Source organism: Sphingomonas taxi (genome assembly GCF_000764535.1).
GTDB lineage: Bacteria > Pseudomonadota > Alphaproteobacteria > Sphingomonadales > Sphingomonadaceae > Sphingomonas > Sphingomonas taxi.
Genome location: NZ_CP009571.1, coordinates 3,223,719 through 3,245,768, shown reverse-complemented (window position 1 = coordinate 3,245,768; position 22,050 = coordinate 3,223,719). Strand labels below are relative to the sequence as shown.

Sequence of the window (22,050 nt, the reverse complement as noted above, 5' to 3'; positions counted from 1 at the left end):
TAACGCGGCGGACGCCGGTTGCTATCCATTGCCGACCGATCAGAGGATGTAATGCATCCGTATCTGTTGCTGATTTGCATCACTGGTCACCGCGAAGCGTGCCGCGGCGAAGTGCGGCGCACCGAAGCGGATCGGCGGGTTGCGCGAAAAGCCGAAGCCCTCGCGCGGAATGCCGGCGAAGGTGTCGAGCCTGGCGTTGCTGTTCTCGTCGTGGATCACCGCGACGGCATATTGGCCGTGCGGCAGCCCTTCGAAGCGCAGGCTGTGCGCATTGGCCGGTACCGAGCGGGTGATCGCATCGGCATCGTCGACGCAGGCGGGGAAATTGTCGGGATCGGCGGTCAGGCAGACGCGCAGCAGCCCCTTGGCGGAGCGCATCTGGCTGATGGCGACGTCAAGCCGCGCGATCGGCGCCGCGCCGAGCACCAGCGCCGCCGCCGGCAGCAAGGCGGCGAGCGCCACCGGCCGGTTGCTGCGCCTGCGCCTTGGCACGCGCGTGGCTGCGCGCGAAATCGCCGACGCCGCGATCGGTGCCGCAAAGGCGGTCCCAGAACCGGAAGTAGAGCCCATAGTTACATCCATATTGCTCATGGTGCCGCTGATGATGGCTGGCGGTGATCAGCCAGCCGCCCAATGGCCCCCGCCACATGAACCGCGGGAAAACCTCCCAACCCATGTGATTGGTTACGCCCATAACCGTCATAGTCGCCAGCACGAAGCCCAGAGCGGCGACATGGATCGGAATTGCCAGCACCAGTAACGGAATTGCCACAGCGCCGGTCAGCGCCTCGATCGGGTGGAAGGCCATCGCCGCCCAGGCGGTCGGCGGGCGGCTGGCGTGATGGACGGCATGCGCCGCCTTGAACACCGCCGGCCGGTGCATCCAGCGATGCGTCCAGTAGAACCAGGTGTCGTGGAGGACGAGGTAGAGCAGGATCGAGACCGGCCAATACCACAAGGGATAGGCGTGGACGTCGCGATAGACGCGCGTCCAGCCATGCGCCTGCCAGCCCCAGGCGAGCACGCCGGCGGGGATGCCGTAGATGGCGGCGGAGGCGAGGCTCCATGCGATCTCGCGCCGCATCTGCGCATCGAGCCCGCGGTAGAGGCCGGGATGACGCAACCGCGTCGCCGCGGCGAACGCGCCGGAGACGAGGAGATAGCGCACGCCGACGATCATCGTCATCGCCAGCGCGGACAGGGTGACGGCGAGCAGCATGCTACGGGACGTAGCGGATTTCCGGGGGCGGGGATATGGCGGATGCGACCTGCCGGCCTGATGCCGACGGCGCGGCGAGGATGCAACGAGCGTGGTCCGTCGCGGTGAGATACGCCAGGTCTGCCTTCTCCGATTCGTCACCCCGGACTCGTTCCGGGGTCCACCGGGCCGCGCGCGAATGGCATCGCCTCTAGCCGTTCTCCTCGCCGCGGAGTGGACCCCGGAACGAGTCCGGGGTGACGGAGTGAGCTTGGCGGGAGCCGCGCCAGCATGAACGTCGATGAGGGTGAGGTGTCAGCGTTCGAGCACGTGTATCGTCCGGCCCTTGTAATCCGCGTCGCGCACCAACCCGTACCCCAGCCGCGCCGCCAGCCGCAGCGACGGCGCGTTGTCTGGATCGATGATGCAGGTCGTCCGCGCGATGCCCAGCGCCTGCGTCCAGGCGAACACCGCCGCGAGCGCCTCGCCGGCGTAGCCGCGGCCGTGCGCCGCCGGGGCCAAGGCCCAGCCCATTTCGGGCAGCGCCAACGGCGGGTCGATCGCGCGGCGGGCCTCGATCAGGCCGACCTCGCCGACCAGGCCGCCGGCGCGGTCGCGGACCACCCAGCTGCCGTAATCGAATGCCTGCCACTGGCCGATCGACCGCAGCAGCCGGATCCACACCTCCTCGCGGCTGCGCGCGACGCCGCCGACCCGTTCGAACACCGCGGGATGCGCCCACATCGCGGCGAGCGCGTCGAGATCGGCGGGGCGATGGACGGTGAGGATCAGGCGATCGGTGGTGAGCACGGGCGGCGTCATGCCGGCAGGCTAGCGCGGCGCGCGGCGGCGTAAAAGCCGGTTCTCCCGCCCCGCGCTTTGGGGTAGGCGCAGACATGGGTTCGACCATCCCTTGCGACGTGGCGATCGTCGGCGGCGGCCTCGCCGGCGGCCTGATCGCGCTGGCGCTGCACGCGCGACACCCCGGCCTCGACGTGCGGATCATCGAGGCGGCACCGCATCTCGGCGGCGACCACGTCTGGTCGTTCTTCGGCAGCGACATCGCGCAGCAGGATCGCTGGCTGGTCGCGCCGCTGACGGTGCACGACTGGCAGGGCTATGACGTCGCCTTCCCGCACCTCGCGCGGCAGATCGACGCGACCTATCATTCGGTGACCAGCGAGCGATTGCATGCGGTGATCCGCACGACGCTGCCGGCGCCGGCGGTGATGCTCGGGCGCAAGGTGCTCGCCGCCTCGGCGACCGCGGTGGTGCTCGCCGACGGCGACCGGATCGAAGCCGGCGGGGTGATCGACTGCCGCGGCCCCGGCGACCTGTCGGTGCTCGAGCTCGGCTGGCAGAAGTTCGTCGGGCAGGAACTGCTGCTCCACGCGCCGCATGGCACCACCGGGCCGCGGGTAATGGACGCGACGGTCGAGCAGATCGACGGTTATCGCTTCGTCTACTGCCTGCCCTTCGCCGCCGACCGCATGTTCGTCGAGGACACCTATTACAGCGACACGCCGCACGTCGACCGCGCCGCGCTGGGGCTGCGCATCGCCGCTTATGCCGCGGACCGCGGCTGGCAGGTCGACAGCGTGCTGCGCACCGAGGCGGGCGTGCTGCCGATCACGCTGGGGGGCGATTTCGAAGCCTATTGGCGGTCGAGCGGCGCCAACGTCGCCAAGGCGGGGATGCGCGCCGGGCTGTTCCAGCCGACCACCGGCTATTCGCTGCCCGACGCGGTGCGGCTGGCGGTGCGGCTGGCCGAGCGGACCGATTTCTCGGGCAAGGCGCTCGCCGGTTTCACCCACGATTACGCCCGCGCGGCGTGGAAGCAGGGCGCCTTCTATCGCATGCTGAGCGCAATGATGTTCCGCGCCGGCGATCCGGCGGAACGTTGGCGCATCATCGAGCGCTTCTACCGTCTCGACCCGACGCTGATCACCCGTTTCTATGCGGGGCGATCCAGTCTCAAGGACAAGATACGGATTCTGACGGGCAAACCACCGGTGCCGGTGGGCAGCGCGATCAGGGTCCTGCGAACGACGGCATGGCGGTAACCCGCGCAGAGGAATGGAAACGAACATGAAGTCGGCGATCGTCATCGGAGCGGGATTCGGCGGGCTGGCGCTCGCGATCCGCCTGCAATCGGCGGGAATAGCGACGACCATCGTCGAGTCGCGCGACAAACCGGGCGGCCGCGCCTATTATTGGGAGCGCGACGGCTTCACCTTCGACGCCGGTCCCACCGTCATCACCGATCCCGCCTGCCTGCAGGAATTGTGGGCGCTCACCGGCCGCGACATGGCCGAGGACGTGACGCTGGAGCCGGTGACGCCCTTCTATCGGCTCAACTGGGTCGACGGCACCAATTTCGATTACACCAACGACGAGGCGCTGCTCCAGCGCGAGATCGGCAAGCTCAACCCCGCCGACATCGCCGGCTATCACAAGTTCCTCGAATATGCCGAGGGCGTCTATCGTGAGGGCTATGAGAAACTCGGCCATGTCGCGTTCCTCGACTTCGCCTCGATGATCAAGGCGGCGCCGGCGCTGGCCAAATATCAGGCGTGGCGCTCGGTCTATTCGATCGTGTCGAAATACGTGCAGAACGAGAAGCTGCGCGAGGCGCTGAGCTTCCACACGCTGCTGGTCGGCGGCAATCCGATGACGACCAGCGCGATCTATGCGCTGATCCACAAGCTGGAACGCGACGGCGGCGTCTGGTTCGCGCGTGGCGGCACCAACCGGCTGATCGCCGGGCTGGTCGCGCATTTCCAGCGAATCGGCGGCACGCTGCGGCTCGGCGATCCCGTCGCCTCGATCGAGACGCTCGGCGACCGCGCCACCGGCGTGCGCTGCGCGAGCGGCTGGGAAGCGCAGGCCGATGCGGTCGCGGCGAATAGCGACATCATGCACACCTATCGCGACCTGCTGAGCGGATCGCGCAGCGCCCAGCGCACCAAGGCGCGGCTGGAGCGCAAGAGCTATTCTCCATCGCTGTTCGTTGTCCATTTCGGCATCAAGGGCACGTGGCCCGGCATCCCGCACCATATGATCCTGTTCGGGCCGCGCTATAAGGAGCTGCTCGCCGACATCTACGATCACGGCGTGCTGGCGCAGGATTTCTCGCTGTACCTGCACCATCCGACCGTCACCGACCCGAGCCTTGCGCCGGAGGGGCATTCGACCTTCTACGCGCTGGCGCCGGTGCCGCACATGGGCAAGTTCCCGGTCGACTGGAACGAGGTCGGCCCGATCCTGGAAAAGCGCATCCTCGACGAGGTCGGGCGGCGGCTGATCCCCGACATCCACGACCGGATCGTCACCAAGTTCAGCTATGCGCCCAACGATTTCGCCACCGACCTGAAGGCGCATCTCGGCAGCGCGTTCAGCCTCGAACCGGTGCTGACGCAGAGCGCCTATTTCCGCGTCCATAACCGCGACGACCATATCCCGAATTTGTATTTCGTCGGCGCGGGCACGCATCCCGGTGCGGGGATCCCCGGCGTGGTCGGCAGCGCCAAGGCGACGGCGGCGCTGATGATGGCGGCGCGATAGGGCGGCCATTCCTCCCCGGCACGGGGAGGGGGACCAGCGAAGCTGGTGGAGGGGGGCTTCCACGAGCGCGATCCCATGAGGAAGCCCCCCTCCACCACGCCGCTATGCGTCGCGGTCCCCCTCCCCATTCCGGGGAGGAATGCGGTTCTTTATAGCGCCTCCAGAAACGCCCGCACCGCCTCTGGAATTGCGGCAGGCCGCCCCGTCGGCAGATGCACGTTGACCATCACCAGCGACACCGTCGCGTGCAGGTGTCCGGTGGTGCCGTGCGCAAGATCCATCGCCATCGTCATGCTGGTGCCGCCGACCCGCGCGATGCGGACATGCGCGGCGACCGTATCGCCCCAGACGAACGGGCGGAGATAGTCGACCTCCGCCTTGCGGACGTGGAATTCGAGCTGCTCCCACATTGGCCCCAGCGCCGCGCCGATCCCGGTCCATGCCCAGAATTCGGTCGCGGCGACATCGGCATATTCGAGGTAGCGCGAGTTGAAGACGACCTTCTGCCCGTCGATCTCGGCATAACGGACGCGGAAGCGCGTCGCGAAGGCGAACCCCTCGCGCGCGCCGCCGGTCGCCGCGCCATCGGCGGCATCGCGCAGCAGCATCAGCCCGCGGTCCGGCTCGGCGTGTTGACCCCCATCGATTGCAGATAGCGCTTCACATTGCGCGCCGCCTGCCGCAGCCGCTGCTCGTTCTCGACCAGCGCGATGCGGACGAAACCCTCGCCATTCTCGCCATAACCGACGCCCGGCGCCACCGCGACCTGCGCATGGGTGAGCAATTGCTTGGAGAATTCGAGGCTGCCGAGATGCGCGACCGCCGGCGGCAGCGGCGCCCAGGCGAACATCGACGCGCGCGGCGCGGGAATGTCCCACCCCGCCCGGCCGAAGCTCTCGACCAGCACGTCGCGGCGCTTGTGATAGAGCTGGCGGTTCTTCTCGACGATGTCCTGCGGACCGTTGAGCGCGGCGCAGGCCGCCGCCTGGATCGGGGTGAAGGCGCCGTAATCGAGATACGACTTCACCCGCGTCATCGCCGCGATCAATTTGGCGTTGCCGACCGCGAAGCCGATCCGCCAGCCCGCCATGCTATAGGTCTTGGACAATGAGGTGAATTCGACCGCGACGTCCTTGGCGCCCTTGACCTGCAGGATCGAGGGCGTCGGATTGCCGTCGTAATAGAGTTCCGAATAGGCGAGGTCGGAGATGATCCAGACCTGATTCTCCTTGGCCCACGCGACCAGCCGCTCGTAGAAGGCGAGATCGACCGCCTCGGCGGTGGGGTTCGACGGATAGTTCACCACCAGCACCGACGGCCGCGGCACGGTGAACGCCATCGCGCGCTCGAGGCTCTCGAAATAGGCCTCGTCGGGCGTCGTCGGCACCGCGCGGATCGTCGCGCCGGCGATGATGAAGCCGAAGGTGTGGATCGGATAGGAGGGATTGGGCGCGAGCACGACGTCGCCCGGTGCGGTGATCGCGGTGGCGAGGCTGGCCAGCCCCTCCTTCGACCCCATCGTCACCACCACCTCGGTCTCGGGATCGAGGTCGACGCCGAAGCGGCGGCCGTAATAATTGGCCTGGGCGCGGCGCAGGCCGGGAATGCCCTTCGACTGCGAATAGCCGTGCGCATCGGGCTTGCGCGTCACCTCGATCAATTTGTCGAGGACGTGCGCGGGCGGCGGCAGATCGGGATTGCCCATGCCGAGGTCGATGATGTCCTCGCCCGCCGCGCGCGCCGCGGCCCGCATGCCGTTGACTTCGGCGATGACATAGGGCGGCAAACGCTTGATGCGGTAGAAATCGTCGGACATGGGTCACCTTGTAGTTGACCCGGCCACCCTACGCCGCGGGCGGCGCTTGCACCACTCGATATTCCTCGAGCGCATTGATCGCGGCATGGACGCGCGCCTCGATCGCGTCGCGCGGCAGGCCGGACGGGATCGGCTCGCCGATCCGGATCGTCACCACGCCGGGGCGATTGGGGCCGTGCTTGGGCCAGGCCAGACCGCTATCGAGCGCGATCGGCACCACCGGCAGGCCGAGCGTGCGATAGAGGCCGGCGAAGCCCGATTGCAGCGGCGGCTGGTCGCCGGGGACGACGCGCGTGCCCTCCGGATAGATCAGGATCGAGCGCCCCTCCGCCTTGAGCGCCTTGGCGGCGCGCATCATCGAGCGCAGCGCGCCGGCCGAGGCTTCGCGATCGGCGATGATCCCGCCATAGCGCATCGCCGCCCAGCCCCAGAAGGGAATGCGGCTGAGTTCGCGCTTGATGACCATCGCCGGGCCGCCGAGCAGCAATTGCAGCTCCAGCGTCTCGAACATCGCCTGATGCTTGGCGGCGAAGAAATAGGTGCCCTCGGGCCGCTGTCCCTCGACGCGGACGCGGACGCCCATGATGTGCCGGTAGAGCAAGCGATGCATCTGCGCCCAGACGTGCGCGTGGCGGATCACCGCGCGCCGGCCGAACAGCGCCGACACCGGCACGGTCACGACGATCGGGATCGACAACGCGAAGAAGAACGTCGTGAACAGGATCGTGCGCAACCGGTTCATGCCCCTACCCCCAGCCACAGCGCGACGCGCCGCAGGATCAGTTTGTTGTACTCGTTGACCAGAGTGCCGAGCCGCGGGGTGCTCGGCACGCCGTCGCCGAGCACCTGCACCCCCGGCCCCATCGCCGCGGCCAGCTCCATCCGCGCGCGCGGCACGTGCCAGTCGGAGGTGACGAGGCGAACGGTGCGATAGCCGTGCGTCTTGACCCAGGCGGCGGTCTCCTCGGCGTTCGAGCGGGTGTCGACCGCATCGGCGCCGAGATCGATGCAGCAGGAAAACAGCGTCACCGGCACCTTGTATTCGCGCGCCAGGTCGATCGGCCGCACCCCCGGCGCGACGCCGGTGACGAGCATCCGCCGCGCCTGCCGCGCGCGGAGCAGCGCGATGCCGCGATCGATCCGTCCCGCCCCGCCGGTCGGCACGACGATCGCATCGGTGGTATTGGGGGCGAGCGGCTCGGGCAGCATCAGCATGAACGCCGCGAAGCCGAGGCACCAGGCGAGCGCCGCCAGACCGAACAGCCGGACGATCACAGCGACCGCCTCAGCGCGGCGACGACGGTGACCCGCGCCGCCAGCGTCGCCAGCACGACGAAGCCGAGCGGCAGCATTACGAGCAGCGCCCAGTCGCCCGCATCGAGCGTGATGCCGCCGAGCAGCTCCGATCCCAGCGCCGCCAGCCGCGTGCCGAGGAACAGCAGCACGGCGAGCGCCGCCGCGCCGCCGGCGACGCCGCCGAGCGCCGCGTCGAGCGCGATCCGCCGCTGGAACAGCCGCGCAACCTGCACGTCGGTCGAGCCGAGCATATGCATCACCTCGATCGTCGCGCGATGCGTCTCCAGCCCGGCGCGCGCGGCGAGCACCACCACCGCGCCGGTCGCGCCGAGCATCAGCAGCACCAGCGCGAAGGCGAGCCAGGTCAACGTGTCGAGGAAGCCGCCGACCGGCGACATCCAGCGCTGGTGACGATCGACGCGGCTGGCGGCGCTGATCCGCCTGGCCGCGGCGATCACCGGCCCGGGGGCGGCGGCGGGGGCGAGATCGACGTCGATCATCGCCGGCACCGGCAAATCGGCATCGTCCCCGACATCGCCGAGCCACGGCGCGAGCGTGCGGGTCAGCTCGGCACGATCGACCAGCGTCGCGCGGCGCACCTGCGGCAGCGCGCGCAGCGCGGCGAGCGTATCCCGGGCAAGCGCGTCGCGCGTCGCCGGACTGCCCTCGACCACCTGCACGGTGAGCCGGCCGGCGAGCTGGCGTTCAAGCGCCTGCGCGGACTGGCGCGTGCCGAGCCCCATCGCGGCGGCGAGCAGCGTGAGGAACAGCATGATCGCCATCACCCAGGTCATCGCACGCAGGCCGCCCGCCTCGTCGAGCACCCGCCGGTCCGCCCCGCTCATACCGGGCACTCTTGGGTGGTCCGATGACGTACGGAACGGCGCCGCTTAGCACCCGTCACCCCGGACTTGTTCCGGGGTCCACTCCGCGGCGGGGAGGCCGGCTGGAGGCGCACCCGCGCGCCTGCCGCCCGGTGGACCCCGGAACACGTCCGGGGTGACGGGGTGGGGGTGGCTAGCGCCCGCCTATCAGCCACGCCGCTCATCCCTGCCCCCGCGGCGGCGGCGGGTAGCGCAGCATGCCGGTCGGATCGAGCAGCCGGCCCTTGTCGAGCCGCATCATCTGCGCGCCGGGCACGCGGCTGAGCAACTGATAGTCGTGCGTCGCGACGACCACGGTCGTGCCGAGCGTGTTGAGCGATTCGAACAGATGGATCAGCCGGTCGGCCATTTCGGGATCGACGTTGCCCGTCGGCTCGTCGGCGACCAGCACCTCGGGCCGGCCGATCACCGCGCGGGCGATCGCGACGCGCTGCTGCTCGCCGCCCGACAGCGTCGCGGGGCGTGCGTGCAGCCGGTCGCCGAGACCGACCCAGCCGAGCATCTCGCGCACCGGCTGTTCGATATCCTCCTCGGGCACGCCGGCAACGCGCAGCGGCAGCGCGATATTGTCCCACGCCGACAGATGCGGGACGAGGCGGAAATCCTGGAACACCACGCCGATACGGCGGCGGAATCCGGGCAGTCGGCTGCGCGGCATCGTCACCGCATCCTCGCCGAACAGGCGGATGACACCGCGGCTCGGCCGCTGCGCGAGATAGAGCAATTTGAGCAGCGAGGTCTTGCCCGCACCGCTGGCGCCGGTGAGGAAATAGAAAGCGCCGCTGCCGAGCGTGAAGCTGATGTCGGACAGGGTTTCCTGCCCGGCGCCATAGCGCAGCCCAACATTTTCGAACTGCACGATATTTGCCATGCGCCTGGCCGCAACCGCTCCGTCTGAGGTATCCCGGGCCGTCCGCCGGCCGTCGCCGCAGCCTTCGCATGCGCGCGCCGCGGCTTCAAGCTTGCCACGCAGGCGGCTCACGTGCTTAGAATCATACGCAGTCCGGTCATCGTTCCGGCCCCCGACCGTAAAGCGTTGCGCATGATCCTCGAATGCCCCGAATGCAGCACCCGCTATCTGGTGCCCGACAGCGCGATCGGGGCCGAGGGGCGCACCGTGCGCTGCGCCAATTGCCGGCATAGCTGGTTCCAGGATCCGCCGCCGCCCGAGCCGGCACCGCCACCGCCGGTCGTCGAACCCGCACCGGTGTTCGACCCGGCGCAGCCGGTCGCGACGGTCGAGCCCGAACGCCCCGCCTTCCTCGAGCCCGCGGCGATTCCCCCGGTCCGGCCCGCGGCGGCACCCGAATCGGTGCTGCCCGCGCCCGATTACGATGCCTTCGCGCCGCGCCCGCCGTTCCGCCCGCGCCGCAACACGTCGAAGCGCTGGACGGTGATCGCGGTGCTCGCCGGGCTGCTGATGATCGCCGGCGTCGCCGCGATCGTCTTCCTCGGCGCGCCGGGACTGCTCGCGCGCATCGGCCTGCCGATCGGCGCACAGGAGTCGCCGCTGCGGCTCAAGGACAATCCGATCGAACGGCGCGGGCTGGAGAATGGCTCGGAGCTGTTCGCGGTGAGCGGCCAGGTCAGCAATCCGTCGAGCGAGCGCCAGCGCGTGCCCGATATCCGCGCCGAGCTGCGCGATGCGCAGGGCCGCATCGTCTACAGCTGGACGATCACGCCGCAGCAGCGCACGCTCAATCCCGGCGGCACGATCGACTTCAACTCGGCCAAGCTCGACGTGCCGACGAATTCGAAGCGGCTCGAACTCAGCTTCGCCGGCGAAGCCGCGAACTGACCAATGCGAACCGGCCGCCGTGCAGCAGCGCGGCGGCGAGCATGCCGATCCCGGACGCCCAGACCAGCGACGACGCGCCGCCGTCGTGGTGGACCAGCCACCAGCCGATGCCGCCGGTGACGACGAAATAGGCGAGGATGCTGTTGACCCCGGCGACGACCTGATCGCCGAGGCTGCGCAGCGCATAGACCAGCACGACCTGGATGCCGTCGAAGACGATGAACGGCGCCCAGAGCGGCAACATCGCCGCGGCGATCCGATGCACCTGCGTGGTGGCGGGGAACAGCGCGACCAGCGCCGGCGCCGCACCGGCGAGCAGCGTCGCGCCGAGACCCAGCGCGAGCACCGACAGCGCGACCGCGATCAGCGTCCGCCGGACCGCCGCCACCGGGGCCCCCTCGCCCACCGCATTGCCGGCGCGCACCCCCGCCGCCGAGCCGAGCCCGAGCGCGACCGCGAAGGTCACGTTGTGCATCGCGAACACGATCTGGAAGGCATGCGCGGCGGCGTCGCCCAATTGCGTCGACAGCGCGATCAGGATCGAGAAGCCGGCCAGTTCGAGGCCCGAGGCGATCGCGGGCACCGTGCCGAACTTTGCCAGCGCCCAGGCGCCGCGCGGCACCGCGCGCCAGGCGGCGGCGTCGAAGCGCAGCACGCCGCGCTCGCGTGCCCGCGGCAGGGTGAGCACGCTCGCCACCATGCCGATCGCGCCGAGCAGCGACGCGATCGTCGTCGCCAGCGCCGCCCCGACCGCGCCCAGCGCCGGCAGGCCGAGATGTCCCGCCGACAGCGCCCAGGCGAGCAGCGCGTTGACCGGCAATATCGCGAGGTTGACGACGGTGACGCGGCGTGGCCGGCTGACGCCTTCGAGGAAGAAGGCGGCGGCGACGTTCACCAGCTGGAACGGATAGGCGATGGCGAAGGCGCGGACGACGCGTGCGCTCTCGTCGATCCGGTCGGCGGCGACGCCGATCAGCGCGAGCAGCGGCTCGGCGGCGACGAGGAACAGCAGGCCGATCGCCAGCCCGAGCAACAGGCCGAGCAGCAGCCCCTCGCGCAGCACCGCGCCGGTCCGCGGCAGGTCGCCGGCGCCGTCGGCGCGCGACGCCATCACCAGCACCCCCGACAGCCACGACAGGCCGGTGACGATGCCGACGAAACCGAGCGCGCGGCTCGCGCCGAGCGCCGCCACCTCCTCGGTCGAGACGAGGCCAACGACCATCACGTCGGTGACCTGGAGCAAGGTCCAGTTGAGGCTGGTCAGCACCACCGGCCAGGCGAGCGCGAGCAGCAGCCGCGTCTCGGCGCGGGTCGTGAGGGGGATCGGGCTGGCCATGGCGGGGGGCTACCGCGTCTGGATGACAGCGAAAAGCGCGGGATATGAAAAAGGGGCGTTGCGGAGCGAGAAAGCCTTTGCTAGGGGCCTGCGCCTGCCAGATGCCGGCTCAGCCCGGCGTTCTTCACGTGCGGCCGTGGCGGAATTGGTAGACGCGCAACGTTGAGGTCGTTGTGGGCGAAAGCCCGTGGAAGTTCGAGTCTTCTCGGCCGCACCACTCTTTGCAGACAGAGATATGGCCCGCGCCCCATGGGGTTGCGGGTTTTCTCTTGTCTTGTTGGAAAATGTTGCTGATCTGTTCTCGTCGCAACGGGATGGAGCGGCGATATGGATGTGTCGATCGAGGCGAAACGGCGGGCCTATGCGGCGTGGCTGAGGACTGGGCGATGGCCAGTCGCTAGGGGTGCGGATGGCACCGAATGGAAGTTCAATCCTTGGCATGATCCGAAAGACGGTCGGTTTACGGTCGCCGGTGCTGGACAGCATTCGGGCGGCTCGGCGTCCGGCAAGTCCGCAAACCGATCTGCGAAGGCTGATTCATATCGCCAGCACCAACGCTCCACGTCCGCGGTCGCGCGTCCGTCACCGAAACGGCCAACCACATCGGGGGGGTGGGCTGATGGGGGTTTTTCCGGGCCAGGCGGCGGTTGGTTCGACGGAGCCGGCGCAAGCGGCTATTGGGGGTCTCCGGACCCTCGCCCCTCATCGAGAGCAGCGCCGACCGCCAAGCCCGCAGAGCAACCCCTCAAACGCAGTGTTGGCGCACTTGTAAATGGATCGCAGCACGTCCGATCGGTCGTCGCGAACGGCTACACTTTCATGATCGACGACAGACACGGGATGGTGACGGCAAAGGGCGACTTATCCCAGACCAATACGCCCGTCCGGTCTCGCAAGGCGCAAGCCGCTGCCGGCGGTGCGGATTGGCGACCGACCGATGACGGCGGTCACTATATCGCCGCGCGCTTCAACGGCCCTTCGGACGCGTTCAACCATTTCGCCCAAGACGCGAACTTCAATCGCGGCACATACCGCCGGCTCGAAGATCAGTGGGCTATAGCATTGCGCGCTCATAAGAAGGTCACGGTATCGATCGTTCCCCGTTATGAAAATTCATCCAAGCGACCCTATCAAATCGACGTGAGTTTTTCGGTCGACGGTCATAGACAAAGCCTGAAGTTTCCCAATGAGCGCGGAGACCATTCACATGGAAAATACTGATGCTATCGCAGCGATGCTGGACAGCATCGGCCATCTGATCGCAAAAGAAGCCGATGCAAAATTGGATCGCATTCTGCTCTACGCCCGTGTGGAGGAAGGCGCGTTAGCCCCGTCGCTATTCGAGGACCATGCGAATTTCATACAATATGTCAGCCCCTCACTTAGCAGGGATTATGACGTTCTTTTCGACTTATGGCGGCAGCAATCGGGCGTGCACTGGGGAGAGATCGAATACCTCCTGCACAGCGGCAGCTTCGACGTTCGCTTCGTCTATCCCGACGAGATCGATCCGGACGAGGATACATTCGTTCGCCGTGACCGGGTCGTGCAGCGCTATTTCGGAGACAAGCCGATCGTCTATCCGCCTTGGGATGACGAGCTACCCAGCTTCGATCTGTAAGCAGGGCGATGATCGGAGGATCGATCGCTCCGAGCGATAAGCCAGAGGCCATTCAAACCGAAACTGGAAGGCAAAGCCGTGAATAGTGATTTAATCGCGTTGCAAGTTGCTAGGCTTGTAGCGAATTTGTTGCTATTTATCGAAGGATCGGACGAAGATGCCATCGAAAACGATACCGCCGTACATATTATAGAGCAGATTTTCGCCGATCTAGAATCCCTAGACAAGTTATTTTTGAGAAAATTAATCACAGCCTTTGAAAACATATCACCCGAATACGACGATGGCGATGATAAGTTTGTAAGAGATATTCCAGTCGACCTATCGTTAGATCCCTCGTCACTTGATGATGATTAAAAACGTAAACAAATAATTCAGACGGTTATGCCAACGCGCGATACCAAAAGCCCGCCCCTTACGCCGCGCCCATCCGCCGCAGATAGGCGGTGATCGCGGCATAGCCGGCGTCGCTCAGCGAGATTTCCATCCGCCGCCGGTCGACCGGGTCGATCACCCGGTCGATCAGCTTGAGCTTGTGGAGATGGTCGATCCAGCGCTGCGAGGTGGTCACCGGCGCGTGCGCGCTGCCGACCAATGTCTTGACGTTCATCGTCCGGCGCTCCTCGTGCGCGACGAACAGCGCGAGCAGCATGTCCCAGGCGGGTTCGTGGAACAGTTCGGCGGGGAAATGGTCGAACCGCGCCTGGCGCTGCGCCAGCAATTGCTTGGCCAGTTCGCGCCCGTTGAGCGGCGTGACGACGGCCTGCGCCTCGCCGGTGCCGCCCGCCGCCCCGGCGAGACGATCGGCACGCGTCCCGAACTCCACCGCGATCGCGGAGAGTTGCGTCGTCAGGTCTTTGACCAGTCCGGCGATGGACTCATGTGGCACGTCGCATTCCCCAAGCGTCGTTTGTCGATCGTCTGCCTACCATTCAGACACAGAAAAAACACAACTATTTAGGGGACATGGCCAATATCGGGAGATCGACCCGAACGATGCGGCGACGCGATCGACGCACGCCGCCTTGCTGCATCCTTGTCGTTCCATCATGCGTTGCTGCTGTCCCGATCGTCGGACGCGGGTGTAAAGGAATTCGGTGGCCGCTTATCTGAATGCCGTCGGCACCGCCGTCCCGCCCCATGACGTCCACCATGCCTTCATCGACTGGGCCGGCGCACGGGTCGAGCCACGCGCGCGGCCGCTGTTCGCGCGAATGGCGGCGCGCGCCGGCATCGCGCATCGCTGGTCGGTGCTGCCCGGCGCGAACGGCGGCAGTGCGGTCGACGCCGGCGGCTTCTACGGTGCCGCGTCGCCCGGCACCGCGGCCCGGATGGCGCTCTATGCCGCGGAGGCGCCGGCGCTGGCGCTTGCCGCGATCGCCGCGCTGACCGGCGACGACGCTACCGCGCCGGCCGGCATCACCCATCTCGTCGTGGCGAGCTGCACCGGCTTCGTCGCGCCGGGGATCGACCAGATCATCGCCCGCCGGCTCTGCCTGGCGCCGTCGGTCGAGCGGCTACTGATCGGCTTCATGGGCTGCTATGCGGCGGTGGTCGCGCTGCGCACCGCGCGTCATATCGTCCGCTCCGAACCGGCGGCGCGCGTGCTGGTGGTGACGGTCGAGCTGTCGTCGCTCCATTTGCAGGAGGAACAGGCGATCGAGCCGTTGCTCGCGATGCTGCAGTTCGGGGACGGCGCCGCGGCGGGGATCGTCAGCGCCGAACCGACCGGGATCGAGCTCGGGCAGCCGTTCGCGGCGACGCTCGGCGACAGCGCGGAGCTGATCCGCTGGACGATCACCGATACCGGTTTCGCGATGCACCTCGACGGCGCGGTGCCGGGGCGGATCGGCGATGCGCTCGGCGATGCCGATTTCGTCGCGACGGTGACCGGCGACGCGGCGCCCGCCGGCCTGTTCTGGGCGGTCCATGCCGGCGGCCGCTCGATCCTCGACGCGGTTCAGACCGCGCTCGCCCTCCCCGCGACCGCGCTGGCGGCGTCGCGCGGCGTGCTCGCCGATTACGGCAATATGTCGTCGGCGACGCTGATGTTCGTCCTCGCCCGGCTGCTCGCCGCGCCGCCGGCGCAGCCCGAGGGCGTCGCGCTCGCCTTCGGACCCGGGCTTGCCGCCGAGGGGCTGGCGCTGCGGGCGGCGCCATGAGCCTCGCCGTCCGCGCACAGGCCGAGGAGCTGATGGACGCCGACGACCTGCCCGCGCCGGTCTATGCCGCGGTCGTCGCCGATCTCGCGCGGGTCAACACGGTGACGCTGGCGGCGCGGCCGACGCTCGCCTTTCTCGATCGCGCCAGCGCCGGCGCCAAGACGCTGAAGGTGCTCGATGTCGGCTTCGGCGACGGCGACATGCTGCGTCGCATCGCGCGCTGGGCGGACAAACGCGGCATCGCCGCCGAGCTGGTCGGCATCGATCTCAATCCGCGCAGCGAGGCGGCGGCGCGCGCCCACACCCCCGCCGGGCTGCCGATCGCGTGGCGGACCGGCGATTACGCCGATTGCGCCGGCGAAGGTTGGGACGTGGTGATCTCCAGCCTTGTCGCGCACCATATGACGCAGGCGCAGCTCGTCGCCTTCCTGCGCTTCATGGAGGCCGAGGCGGCGCGCGGCTGGCTGGTCAACGACCTCCACCGCCATCGCTTCGCGCATGCCGGCTTCCCGTTGCTCGCGACGCTCGCCCGCTGGCATCCGATCGTGCGCCACGACGGCCGGCTGTCGATCGCGCGGTCGTACCGGCCGGACGAATGGCCACCGCTGCTCGCCGCGGCGGGTATCGCCGATGCGCGCGTGTTCCGCGCCTTCCCCTTCCGGTTATGCGTCGAACGGCGGCGCTGATCGTCGGCGGCGGGCCGGCGGGCGCGGCGGCGGCGATCCGCCTTGCCCGCGGCGGCACCCGCGCGCTGCTGGTCGAGCGGCAGGCGGCGACGGATGGCTTGTGCGGCGGCTTCGTCAGCTGGCGGACGATCGACCGGATCGCGGCGCTCGGCGTCGATCCCGACACGCTCAACCGCGACCGGCTGACCCGCGTGACGATCGTCGCCGGCGGGTGCGAGCGCGAGGCGGCGCTGCCGCGTCCGGCGCTCGGCGTGTCGCGACGACGGCTCGATACCGTGCTGCGCGACGCGGCGCGCGCGGCCGGCGCGGAGATCGAGACCGGCGTCACCGTCCGCAGCATCGACGGCCTCACCGCGCAACTCGCCGAGGGGCCGGACATCGCCGCCGGAGCGCTGTTCCTCGCCAGCGGCAAGCATGACGTGCGCGGGCTGGCGCGGCCCGCCGCGGCGCGCGGCCGCGATCCGACGCTGGGCCTCCGCGTCCGCCTCGCCGCCGATCCGGAGATGGCGCGCGCGCTGGCCGGCCGGATCGAACTGCATCTGTTCGATCGTGGCTATGCCGGCATCGCCCTGCAGGAGGATGGCAGCGCCAACGTCTGCATGGCGGTCCACCGTTCGCGCCTCCAGGCGGCGGGCAGCCCCGCCGATCTGCTCGACCAGCTCGGCCGCGAGTTGCCGCGGCTCGGCGAACGTCTGGCGCGACTCGCGCCGGGCGCGCCGATCGATGCGATCGCCAACGTCCCTTATGGCTGGCGGCAGCAGGGCGGCAGCGCCGGGCTGTTCCGGCTCGGCGATCAGGCCGGCGTCATCCCCAGCCTCGCCGGCGAGGGCATGGGCATCGCGCTCGCCAGCGGCGTCGCAGCCGCCGAGGCCTATCTGCGCGGCGGACCCGACGCCGCCGCCGCGTGGCAGCGCGATTTCGCGGCCCGGCTGGCACGGCCGATGGCGGTCGCCGGGCTGGTCCGCCGCCTCGCCGAGGGTCGCTGGTCGGCCGGCGCGCTGCGCTGGCTGCCGCCGGGGTTGATTCAGGTCGTGGCGCTTGCGACCAGAATGACCCAATGATGGTTGACGCTGCTCCCCTCCGTCACGAGATTAACGCCATGGATCACCTGAATCTTTCGGAAGCCGAATGGCGCAAGCGCCTGACCCCGGCGCAATATCACGTGCTGCGCGAAGCGGGCACCGAACGCGCCTATGCGGGGGCGTTGACCGACAACAAGGCGGACGGCCTGTATCATTGCGCCGCCTGCCATCTCGACCTGTTCGACAGCGCCGACAAATACGACAGCGGCTCGGGTTGGCCGAGCTTCACCCAGCCGATCACGCCCGATCGCGTCGCCGACCATAGCGACACCAGCCACGGCATGACCCGCACCGAGACGCGCTGCGCCCGCTGCGACAGCCATCTGGGCCACGTCTTCCCCGACGGCCCGCCGCCGACCGGCCTGCGCTATTGCATGAATTCGATCGCGCTCGAGTTCCGCGCCCGCAAGGCAGCGTAGTTTCAGGTCCTCCCCCGCCAGCGGGAGGGGAATCGCATATGGCTGCGGTGATGAGGCTCGATCGGTTTACTTATCAAATTCGTCACCCCGGACTTGTTCCGGGGTCCACGGGGCCGCGGGAGGACGGTCTCGAATCAAGCCTTTCTCCTCGCCGCAGGGTGGACCCCGGAACAAGTCCGGGGTGACGGGGTGGGTTTGGGGCTCGGTCGAATACAAAGACGATGGTTCCGCCCGCCAGCGGGAGGATTTGCCGCACTCGGCTCCCGCTACGTCCCCCCTCCCCGCGCCCCCATACCGGCGCGAAACATCGCCCCGCCCGCTTGTCGGCACCGCGGTCATCCGGTAATCGCGCAAGTCTTCATGGCCCGTGCGCGCACCCCCCGCTCCGCTCCTGCCCGCCGCTCGCCATGGCGCCGGCGGCTCGTCCTGTCCGCGCAGATCGCGGTGGCGCTCGTCGTGCTGGCGTTCGGCGCTCTGGCGATCGCCGTCTATGTCGCGCGCTCGCAATTGCCGAGCTTCGAGGAGCTGAAATCCTCGCCCAACGGCCAGATGATCCGCGTCCATGCCGCCGACGGCAGCGTCATCGTCTCGATGGGGCCGAGCTACGGCGAATGGCTGTCCTACGACAGCATCCCGCGGGTGATGCGCGAGGCGACCGTCGCGGTCGAGGATCGCCGCTTCTACAGCCACCCCGGCGTCGATCCGCTCGGCATCGCGCGGTCGGTGCTGATCCGCTACGAGCGCGGGCGCTGGATCCAGGGCGGCTCGACCATCACCCAGCAGCTCGCGCGCAACGTCTTCCTCAACAACCAGAAGAAGTTCGGCCGCAAGTTCCGTGAGTGGATCCTGGCGCTCGCGCTCGAACGCAAGTTCAGCAAGGACCAGGTGCTCGAACTGTACCTCAACAAGGTCTATTACGGCGGCGGCGCCTATGGCATCGACGCGGCGTCGCGCAAATTCTTCGGCCATGGCGCCAACACGCTCAACCTCGCCGAGGCGGCGGTGATCGCCGGGCTGGTCAAGGCACCGTCCAATTATTCGCCGACCGCCGATGCGCAGGCCGCGGTCGGCCGTGCCGGCGTCGTGCTCGACGCGATGGTCCGCCACGGTTCGATCACCCGCGAACAGGCGAGCGAGGCCGATCCGCAGGCGCTGCGCCTCGCCCCCGAACCCCGGCAGAACAGCGCGCGCTATTTCACCGACTGGGCGCTGCCGCAGCTCGACACGCTGATCGACGAGACGCAGGCACCGCTCGACGTGTGGACGACGCTCGACCTCGGCATGCAGCGCGATGCCGATGCCGCGGTCCGTGCCAACGCGCCCGACGGCGCGCAGGGTGCCTTGGTCAGCCTCGACCGCGACGGCGCGGTGAAGGCGATGGTCGGCGGCAAGGATTACGTCTCGTCGATCTACAATCGCGCGACGCAGGCGCAGCGCCAGCCGGGATCGGCGTTCAAATTGTTCGTCTATCTCGCCGCGCTGGAAGCGGGTCACAAGCCCGAGGACTCGATCGTCGACGAACCCGTCACGATCAACGGCTGGAGCCCGCGCAACGATTCGCGCCGCAACTCCGGGCCGGTGACGTTGCGCACCGCCTTCGCCTTCTCGCTCAACACCGTCGCGGCGAAACTGGGTCAGGAGGTCGGCTTCACCACGATCGCCGACATGGCGCGCCGCTTCGGCATCACCACGCCGATCAACACGCATCCGGCGATGGTGCTCGGCACCTCCGACGTGCGGCTGATCGACATGACCCGCGCGTTCGCCAGCGTCGCCGCCAAGGGCGTCGCGGTGACGCCTTATGGCATCACCCGCGTCACCGCCAACGGCCAGACGATCTACACGCACGAGGTCGACCGCAGCCACGTGCTGGTCGCGCCCTATGTCGCGGCGGAGATGACCGACCTGTTGCAGACCGCGGTCAACACCGGCACCGGCCGCGCCGCGCAGATCGGTCGCCCGGTCGCGGGCAAGACCGGCACGACCACCTCGCTCAAGGACGGCTGGTTCCTCGGCTTCTCCAGTGGGCTCACCACCGGCGTCTGGATGGGCCGCGACGATGCGCGGCCGATCGCCGGCCTGCACGGCGGCACCGCGCCGGCGCGCGCCTTCGCCGCCTTCATGAAGCCGGCCACCGCCAATCGGCCGATCGAGCAGTTCGAGACGCAGGTGACGTTGCCCGAATGGCAGCTCGAACCCGACGAGGAGACCTATTTCGGCCAGCCCGACAATGGCGGGGCGATGGTCGACGAGGACGGCAACCCGGTCGCGCAGGCGCCGCGCGACGAGCAGCAGCAGGACGAGCAGGCCATCCGCCCGCAGGACAGCGCGCCGCAGCAGCTCGACGATCTCATCGACCGCGTCACCGGCCGCGATGCGCCGCAGCCGCGCGACGACCGCCGCGACCCCGCCGCACCGGTGCGCCAGCCGCTACGCGACGATCGCCGTGACGGGGCCCCAGCGAACCGCCAGCCGCCCCGCCCGCTTCAGGACGACCGCCCGACCCAGTGAAGCGCCGCGCCATGGTCGCGCAGCCAGGCGCGTGCCGGGGTCGGGTCCTCGCCGTACAGGCGCGCGACGAGCGCGTGGAACACCGGCGCATGGTTCATGTGGACGCGATGCGCGACCTCATGCGCCACCGTCGCGCGGCGGACCCAGCCGGGGGCGAGGATCAGCCGCCAGCTGTAGCGGATCGCGCCATCGTGCGCGCAGCTGCCCCAGCGGCCGCGGGCATCGCCGATCGCGACGCGGGCGACGGTGACGCCGGCCTTGGCGGCATAGTCCGCGGTCTCGCGGGTGAGCAGGTCGAGCGCCTGCCGTTTGAGCCACGTCTCCACCCGCCGCGGCAGCGTGTCGAGCGGGCCGGAGAGCGACAGGATGTCGCCGTCCACCTCGACTCGGCGCCGGCTGCCCGGTTGCCAGCCGATCGTCAGCACTTGGTCGGCGACGGTCAGCGCCATGCCGGGCACGAACGGGCGCGGCTGCGGCAAACGCGCGCGCTGCTGCGCGATCCATTCGGTCTTGCCCTGCGCCCAGGCGAGCGCCGGCTTCAACGCCGCGCGCTTGGGCACCACCAGCCGTGCCCGCCCGCTCGCCGGATCGAGCGACAGGCGGATGCGCCGCGCGGTCGGGTGCCGCACGACCTCGAACGGCTCGCTCACAATTCGCGTTCGACGATATGGTTCTCCATATCGCCGACATCGTCCTCGCTCACCGTCCAGCCGCGCACCGAAATGCCGGCGGCATGCACCGATTCGCGATCCCCGCTGATGAGATAATGCCAGTCGCGCAGCGGCTCGCCCGCCGCGCGCAGCCGATAGGCGCAGGTCGACGGCAGCCAGTCGATGCCGCGGACGTTGCCCGCGGTCAGCCGCACGCATTCGGGGACATAGGCGTGGCGGTGCTTATAGTCCGAACAGAAGCCGCTGCGCCGGTCGAGCAGGCGGCAGGCGACGTTGGTCGGGACGATCTCGCCCGTCTCCTCGTCCTCCAGCTTGTGGATGCAGCATTTGCCGCAGCCGTCGCACAAGGCTTCCCATTGGCCGCGGTCGAGCTGCTCGATCGGCAGCTCCCAGAATTTGCTCATTTCGCCCAGCGCTTGATCTCGGCGGCCACGGCATGCGGCCCCTGCTCGGTCGGCAGCAGCGCAAGCGGCTTGCCGTCCAGGTCCATCAGATAGGTGGTGCGGCTGTGGTTCACCAGATAGCCGCCACCCGGCTGGGTCTCGCCCTTGCCGGCATAGACGCCATAGGCCTTCGAGACCGCCGCGATTTGCGCCGGCGTGCCGGTCAGCCCGACCATGCGCGGATGGAAGGCGGCGGTGAAGCTCTTGAGGACCTTGGGCGTGTCGCGCTCGGGATCGACGGTGACGAAGATCGGCACGATGCGGCGGGCGAGATCGGCGTCGCTGCCGTCGAGCTCCGCCACCGCCTTGCCGATCGCCGCCGCGTCGGTCGGGCAGACGTCGGGGCAGAAGGTGTAGCCGAAATACATGATCCGGTATTTGCCCGCGAAATCGCGATCGCTGACGGTCCGCCCGTCCTGGTCCACCAGCGTGAACGGGCCGCTGATCCTGGCGCCCGCCAGCGGCGGCGCCTCCTGCGGCGCGGCATGACAGGCGACCAGGGCGACGGCGGCGAGCGGGGCGAGACGCAGAATGTTCATGACCACGCCAGCTCTGATCTGTTA

The 22,050-nt window shown here is 68.8% G+C and carries 25 protein-coding genes and 1 tRNA gene; 12 read left to right on the top strand and 14 right to left on the bottom strand.

Features of this window, described 5'->3' with window-relative positions:
- Window positions 1–39: 39 nt before the first annotated feature.
- The 3 genes from MC45_RS14785 to MC45_RS14775 all read right to left on the bottom strand — a co-directional run bounded on the left by MC45_RS14785 (window position 40) and on the right by MC45_RS14775 (window position 2,020).
- Window positions 40–426 carry a DUF2141 domain-containing protein gene (locus MC45_RS14785; RefSeq protein WP_038667542.1) on the bottom strand — a complete coding sequence of 129 codons (387 nt, stop codon included), beginning with the start codon at window positions 424–426 and terminating at the stop codon, window positions 40–42.
- Complete coding sequence (locus tag MC45_RS14780; RefSeq protein WP_038664743.1) at window positions 395–1,219, bottom strand: sterol desaturase family protein; 825 nt, start codon at window positions 1,217–1,219, stop codon at window positions 395–397. The genes MC45_RS14785 and MC45_RS14780 overlap by 32 nt, the downstream gene beginning before the upstream one ends.
- A gap of 294 nt (window positions 1,220–1,513) precedes the next feature.
- Window positions 1,514–2,020 (bottom strand): GNAT family N-acetyltransferase, encoded by a 507-nt coding sequence (locus tag MC45_RS14775; protein WP_038664740.1) that lies wholly within the window; start codon window positions 2,018–2,020, stop codon window positions 1,514–1,516.
- 74 nt (window positions 2,021–2,094) lie between these two features.
- Between MC45_RS14775 and crtY the strand changes: the two genes are divergently transcribed.
- Window positions 2,095–3,261: a lycopene beta-cyclase CrtY gene (gene crtY, locus MC45_RS14770; protein ID WP_038664737.1), complete on the top strand. Its 1,167-nt coding sequence runs from the start codon at window positions 2,095–2,097 to the stop codon at window positions 3,259–3,261.
- A gap of 25 nt (window positions 3,262–3,286) precedes the next feature.
- Window positions 3,287–4,762, top strand: coding sequence for a phytoene desaturase (locus MC45_RS14765; RefSeq protein WP_038667539.1), 1,476 nt, complete (start codon window positions 3,287–3,289; stop codon window positions 4,760–4,762).
- A gap of 149 nt (window positions 4,763–4,911) precedes the next feature.
- On the opposite strand, the gene MC45_RS14760 is transcribed toward MC45_RS14765, so the two are convergent.
- The 6 genes from MC45_RS14760 to ftsE form a co-directional block, all read right to left on the bottom strand.
- Window positions 4,912–5,370 carry an acyl-CoA thioesterase gene (locus MC45_RS14760; RefSeq protein ID WP_052075693.1) on the bottom strand — a complete coding sequence of 153 codons (459 nt, stop codon included), beginning with the start codon at window positions 5,368–5,370 and terminating at the stop codon, window positions 4,912–4,914.
- Entirely contained in the window at window positions 5,370–6,578 is a 1,209-nt protein-coding gene (locus MC45_RS14755; protein WP_038664733.1) for an LL-diaminopimelate aminotransferase, read from the bottom strand. The genes MC45_RS14760 and MC45_RS14755 overlap by 1 nt, the downstream gene beginning before the upstream one ends.
- 28 nt (window positions 6,579–6,606) lie before the next feature.
- Complete coding sequence (locus MC45_RS14750; protein WP_052075692.1) at window positions 6,607–7,320, bottom strand: lysophospholipid acyltransferase family protein; 714 nt, start codon at window positions 7,318–7,320, stop codon at window positions 6,607–6,609.
- The gene (locus MC45_RS14745; protein WP_038664730.1) at window positions 7,317–7,853 is read right to left on the bottom strand and encodes a YdcF family protein; all 537 of its coding nucleotides are present in this window, start codon (window positions 7,851–7,853) and stop codon (window positions 7,317–7,319) included. Before MC45_RS14745 ends, MC45_RS14750 begins: the two co-directional genes overlap by 4 nt.
- Entirely contained in the window at window positions 7,850–8,719 is an 870-nt protein-coding gene (locus tag MC45_RS14740; RefSeq protein WP_038664727.1) for a cell division protein FtsX, read from the bottom strand. Before MC45_RS14740 ends, MC45_RS14745 begins: the two co-directional genes overlap by 4 nt.
- A 199-nt stretch (window positions 8,720–8,918) precedes the next feature.
- Window positions 8,919–9,629 carry a cell division ATP-binding protein FtsE gene (ftsE, locus tag MC45_RS14735; RefSeq protein WP_038664725.1) on the bottom strand — a complete coding sequence of 237 codons (711 nt, stop codon included), beginning with the start codon at window positions 9,627–9,629 and terminating at the stop codon, window positions 8,919–8,921.
- Window positions 9,630–9,800: 171 nt separating this feature from the next.
- On the opposite strand from ftsE, the gene MC45_RS14730 reads away from it, so the two are divergent.
- Window positions 9,801–10,556 (top strand): MJ0042-type zinc finger domain-containing protein, encoded by a 756-nt coding sequence (locus MC45_RS14730; protein WP_038664722.1) that lies wholly within the window; start codon window positions 9,801–9,803, stop codon window positions 10,554–10,556.
- Here MC45_RS14730 and MC45_RS14725 read toward each other — a convergent pair.
- On the bottom strand, window positions 10,528–11,892 hold the full coding sequence (locus tag MC45_RS14725; protein ID WP_038664719.1) for an MATE family efflux transporter: 1,365 nt from the start codon (window positions 11,890–11,892) through the stop codon (window positions 10,528–10,530). The two genes, MC45_RS14730 and MC45_RS14725, sit on opposite strands and share 29 nt — an antisense overlap.
- 130 nt (window positions 11,893–12,022) lie before the next feature.
- Between MC45_RS14725 and MC45_RS14720 the strand changes: the two genes are divergently transcribed.
- From MC45_RS14720 to MC45_RS19370, 4 genes are all read left to right on the top strand, one after another.
- Window positions 12,023–12,109: transfer RNA gene (locus MC45_RS14720), tRNA-Leu, on the top strand.
- Between the two features lie 110 nt (window positions 12,110–12,219).
- Window positions 12,220–13,113 (top strand): DNA/RNA non-specific endonuclease, encoded by an 894-nt coding sequence (locus tag MC45_RS19950; protein ID WP_081974464.1) that lies wholly within the window; start codon window positions 12,220–12,222, stop codon window positions 13,111–13,113.
- Window positions 13,100–13,513: a hypothetical protein gene (locus MC45_RS14715; protein ID WP_038667530.1), complete on the top strand. Its 414-nt coding sequence runs from the start codon at window positions 13,100–13,102 to the stop codon at window positions 13,511–13,513. Before MC45_RS19950 ends, MC45_RS14715 begins: the two co-directional genes overlap by 14 nt.
- A gap of 78 nt (window positions 13,514–13,591) precedes the next feature.
- Window positions 13,592–13,870, top strand: coding sequence for a hypothetical protein (locus MC45_RS19370; RefSeq protein ID WP_156143848.1), 279 nt, complete (start codon window positions 13,592–13,594; stop codon window positions 13,868–13,870).
- 58 nt (window positions 13,871–13,928) lie between these two features.
- Here the strand turns inward: MC45_RS19370 and MC45_RS14710 are convergent, their stop codons facing one another.
- Complete coding sequence (locus tag MC45_RS14710; RefSeq protein ID WP_038664716.1) at window positions 13,929–14,402, bottom strand: helix-turn-helix domain-containing protein; 474 nt, start codon at window positions 14,400–14,402, stop codon at window positions 13,929–13,931.
- 208 nt (window positions 14,403–14,610) lie between these two features.
- On the opposite strand from MC45_RS14710, the gene MC45_RS14705 reads away from it, so the two are divergent.
- From MC45_RS14705 to MC45_RS14685, 5 genes are all read left to right on the top strand, one after another.
- Window positions 14,611–15,675: a type III polyketide synthase gene (locus MC45_RS14705; protein ID WP_038664714.1), complete on the top strand. Its 1,065-nt coding sequence runs from the start codon at window positions 14,611–14,613 to the stop codon at window positions 15,673–15,675.
- On the top strand, window positions 15,672–16,361 hold the full coding sequence (locus MC45_RS14700) for a methyltransferase domain-containing protein (RefSeq protein ID WP_038664711.1): 690 nt from the start codon (window positions 15,672–15,674) through the stop codon (window positions 16,359–16,361). Before MC45_RS14705 ends, MC45_RS14700 begins: the two co-directional genes overlap by 4 nt.
- The gene (locus MC45_RS14695) at window positions 16,340–17,422 is read left to right on the top strand and encodes an NAD(P)/FAD-dependent oxidoreductase (protein ID WP_038664708.1); all 1,083 of its coding nucleotides are present in this window, start codon (window positions 16,340–16,342) and stop codon (window positions 17,420–17,422) included. The genes MC45_RS14700 and MC45_RS14695 overlap by 22 nt, the downstream gene beginning before the upstream one ends.
- A gap of 38 nt (window positions 17,423–17,460) precedes the next feature.
- Window positions 17,461–17,862 (top strand): peptide-methionine (R)-S-oxide reductase MsrB, encoded by a 402-nt coding sequence (gene msrB, locus MC45_RS14690; RefSeq protein ID WP_038664705.1) that lies wholly within the window; start codon window positions 17,461–17,463, stop codon window positions 17,860–17,862.
- Between the two features lie 360 nt (window positions 17,863–18,222).
- Window positions 18,223–20,373 (top strand): transglycosylase domain-containing protein, encoded by a 2,151-nt coding sequence (locus MC45_RS14685; protein ID WP_081974462.1) that lies wholly within the window; start codon window positions 18,223–18,225, stop codon window positions 20,371–20,373.
- Here MC45_RS14685 and MC45_RS14680 read toward each other — a convergent pair.
- From MC45_RS14680 to MC45_RS14670, 3 genes are read right to left on the bottom strand one after another with little or no spacing between them, the layout of a single operon-like run.
- A complete protein-coding gene (locus MC45_RS14680) occupies window positions 20,349–21,023 on the bottom strand; it encodes a M48 family metallopeptidase (protein WP_038664702.1) in 675 nt (224 codons plus the stop codon). The two genes, MC45_RS14685 and MC45_RS14680, sit on opposite strands and share 25 nt — an antisense overlap.
- Entirely contained in the window at window positions 21,020–21,448 is a 429-nt protein-coding gene (locus MC45_RS14675) for a YcgN family cysteine cluster protein (protein ID WP_038664698.1), read from the bottom strand. The genes MC45_RS14680 and MC45_RS14675 overlap by 4 nt, the downstream gene beginning before the upstream one ends.
- Entirely contained in the window at window positions 21,445–22,026 is a 582-nt protein-coding gene (locus MC45_RS14670) for an SCO family protein (RefSeq protein ID WP_038664696.1), read from the bottom strand. Before MC45_RS14670 ends, MC45_RS14675 begins: the two co-directional genes overlap by 4 nt.
- Window positions 22,027–22,050: the final 24 nt, after the last annotated feature.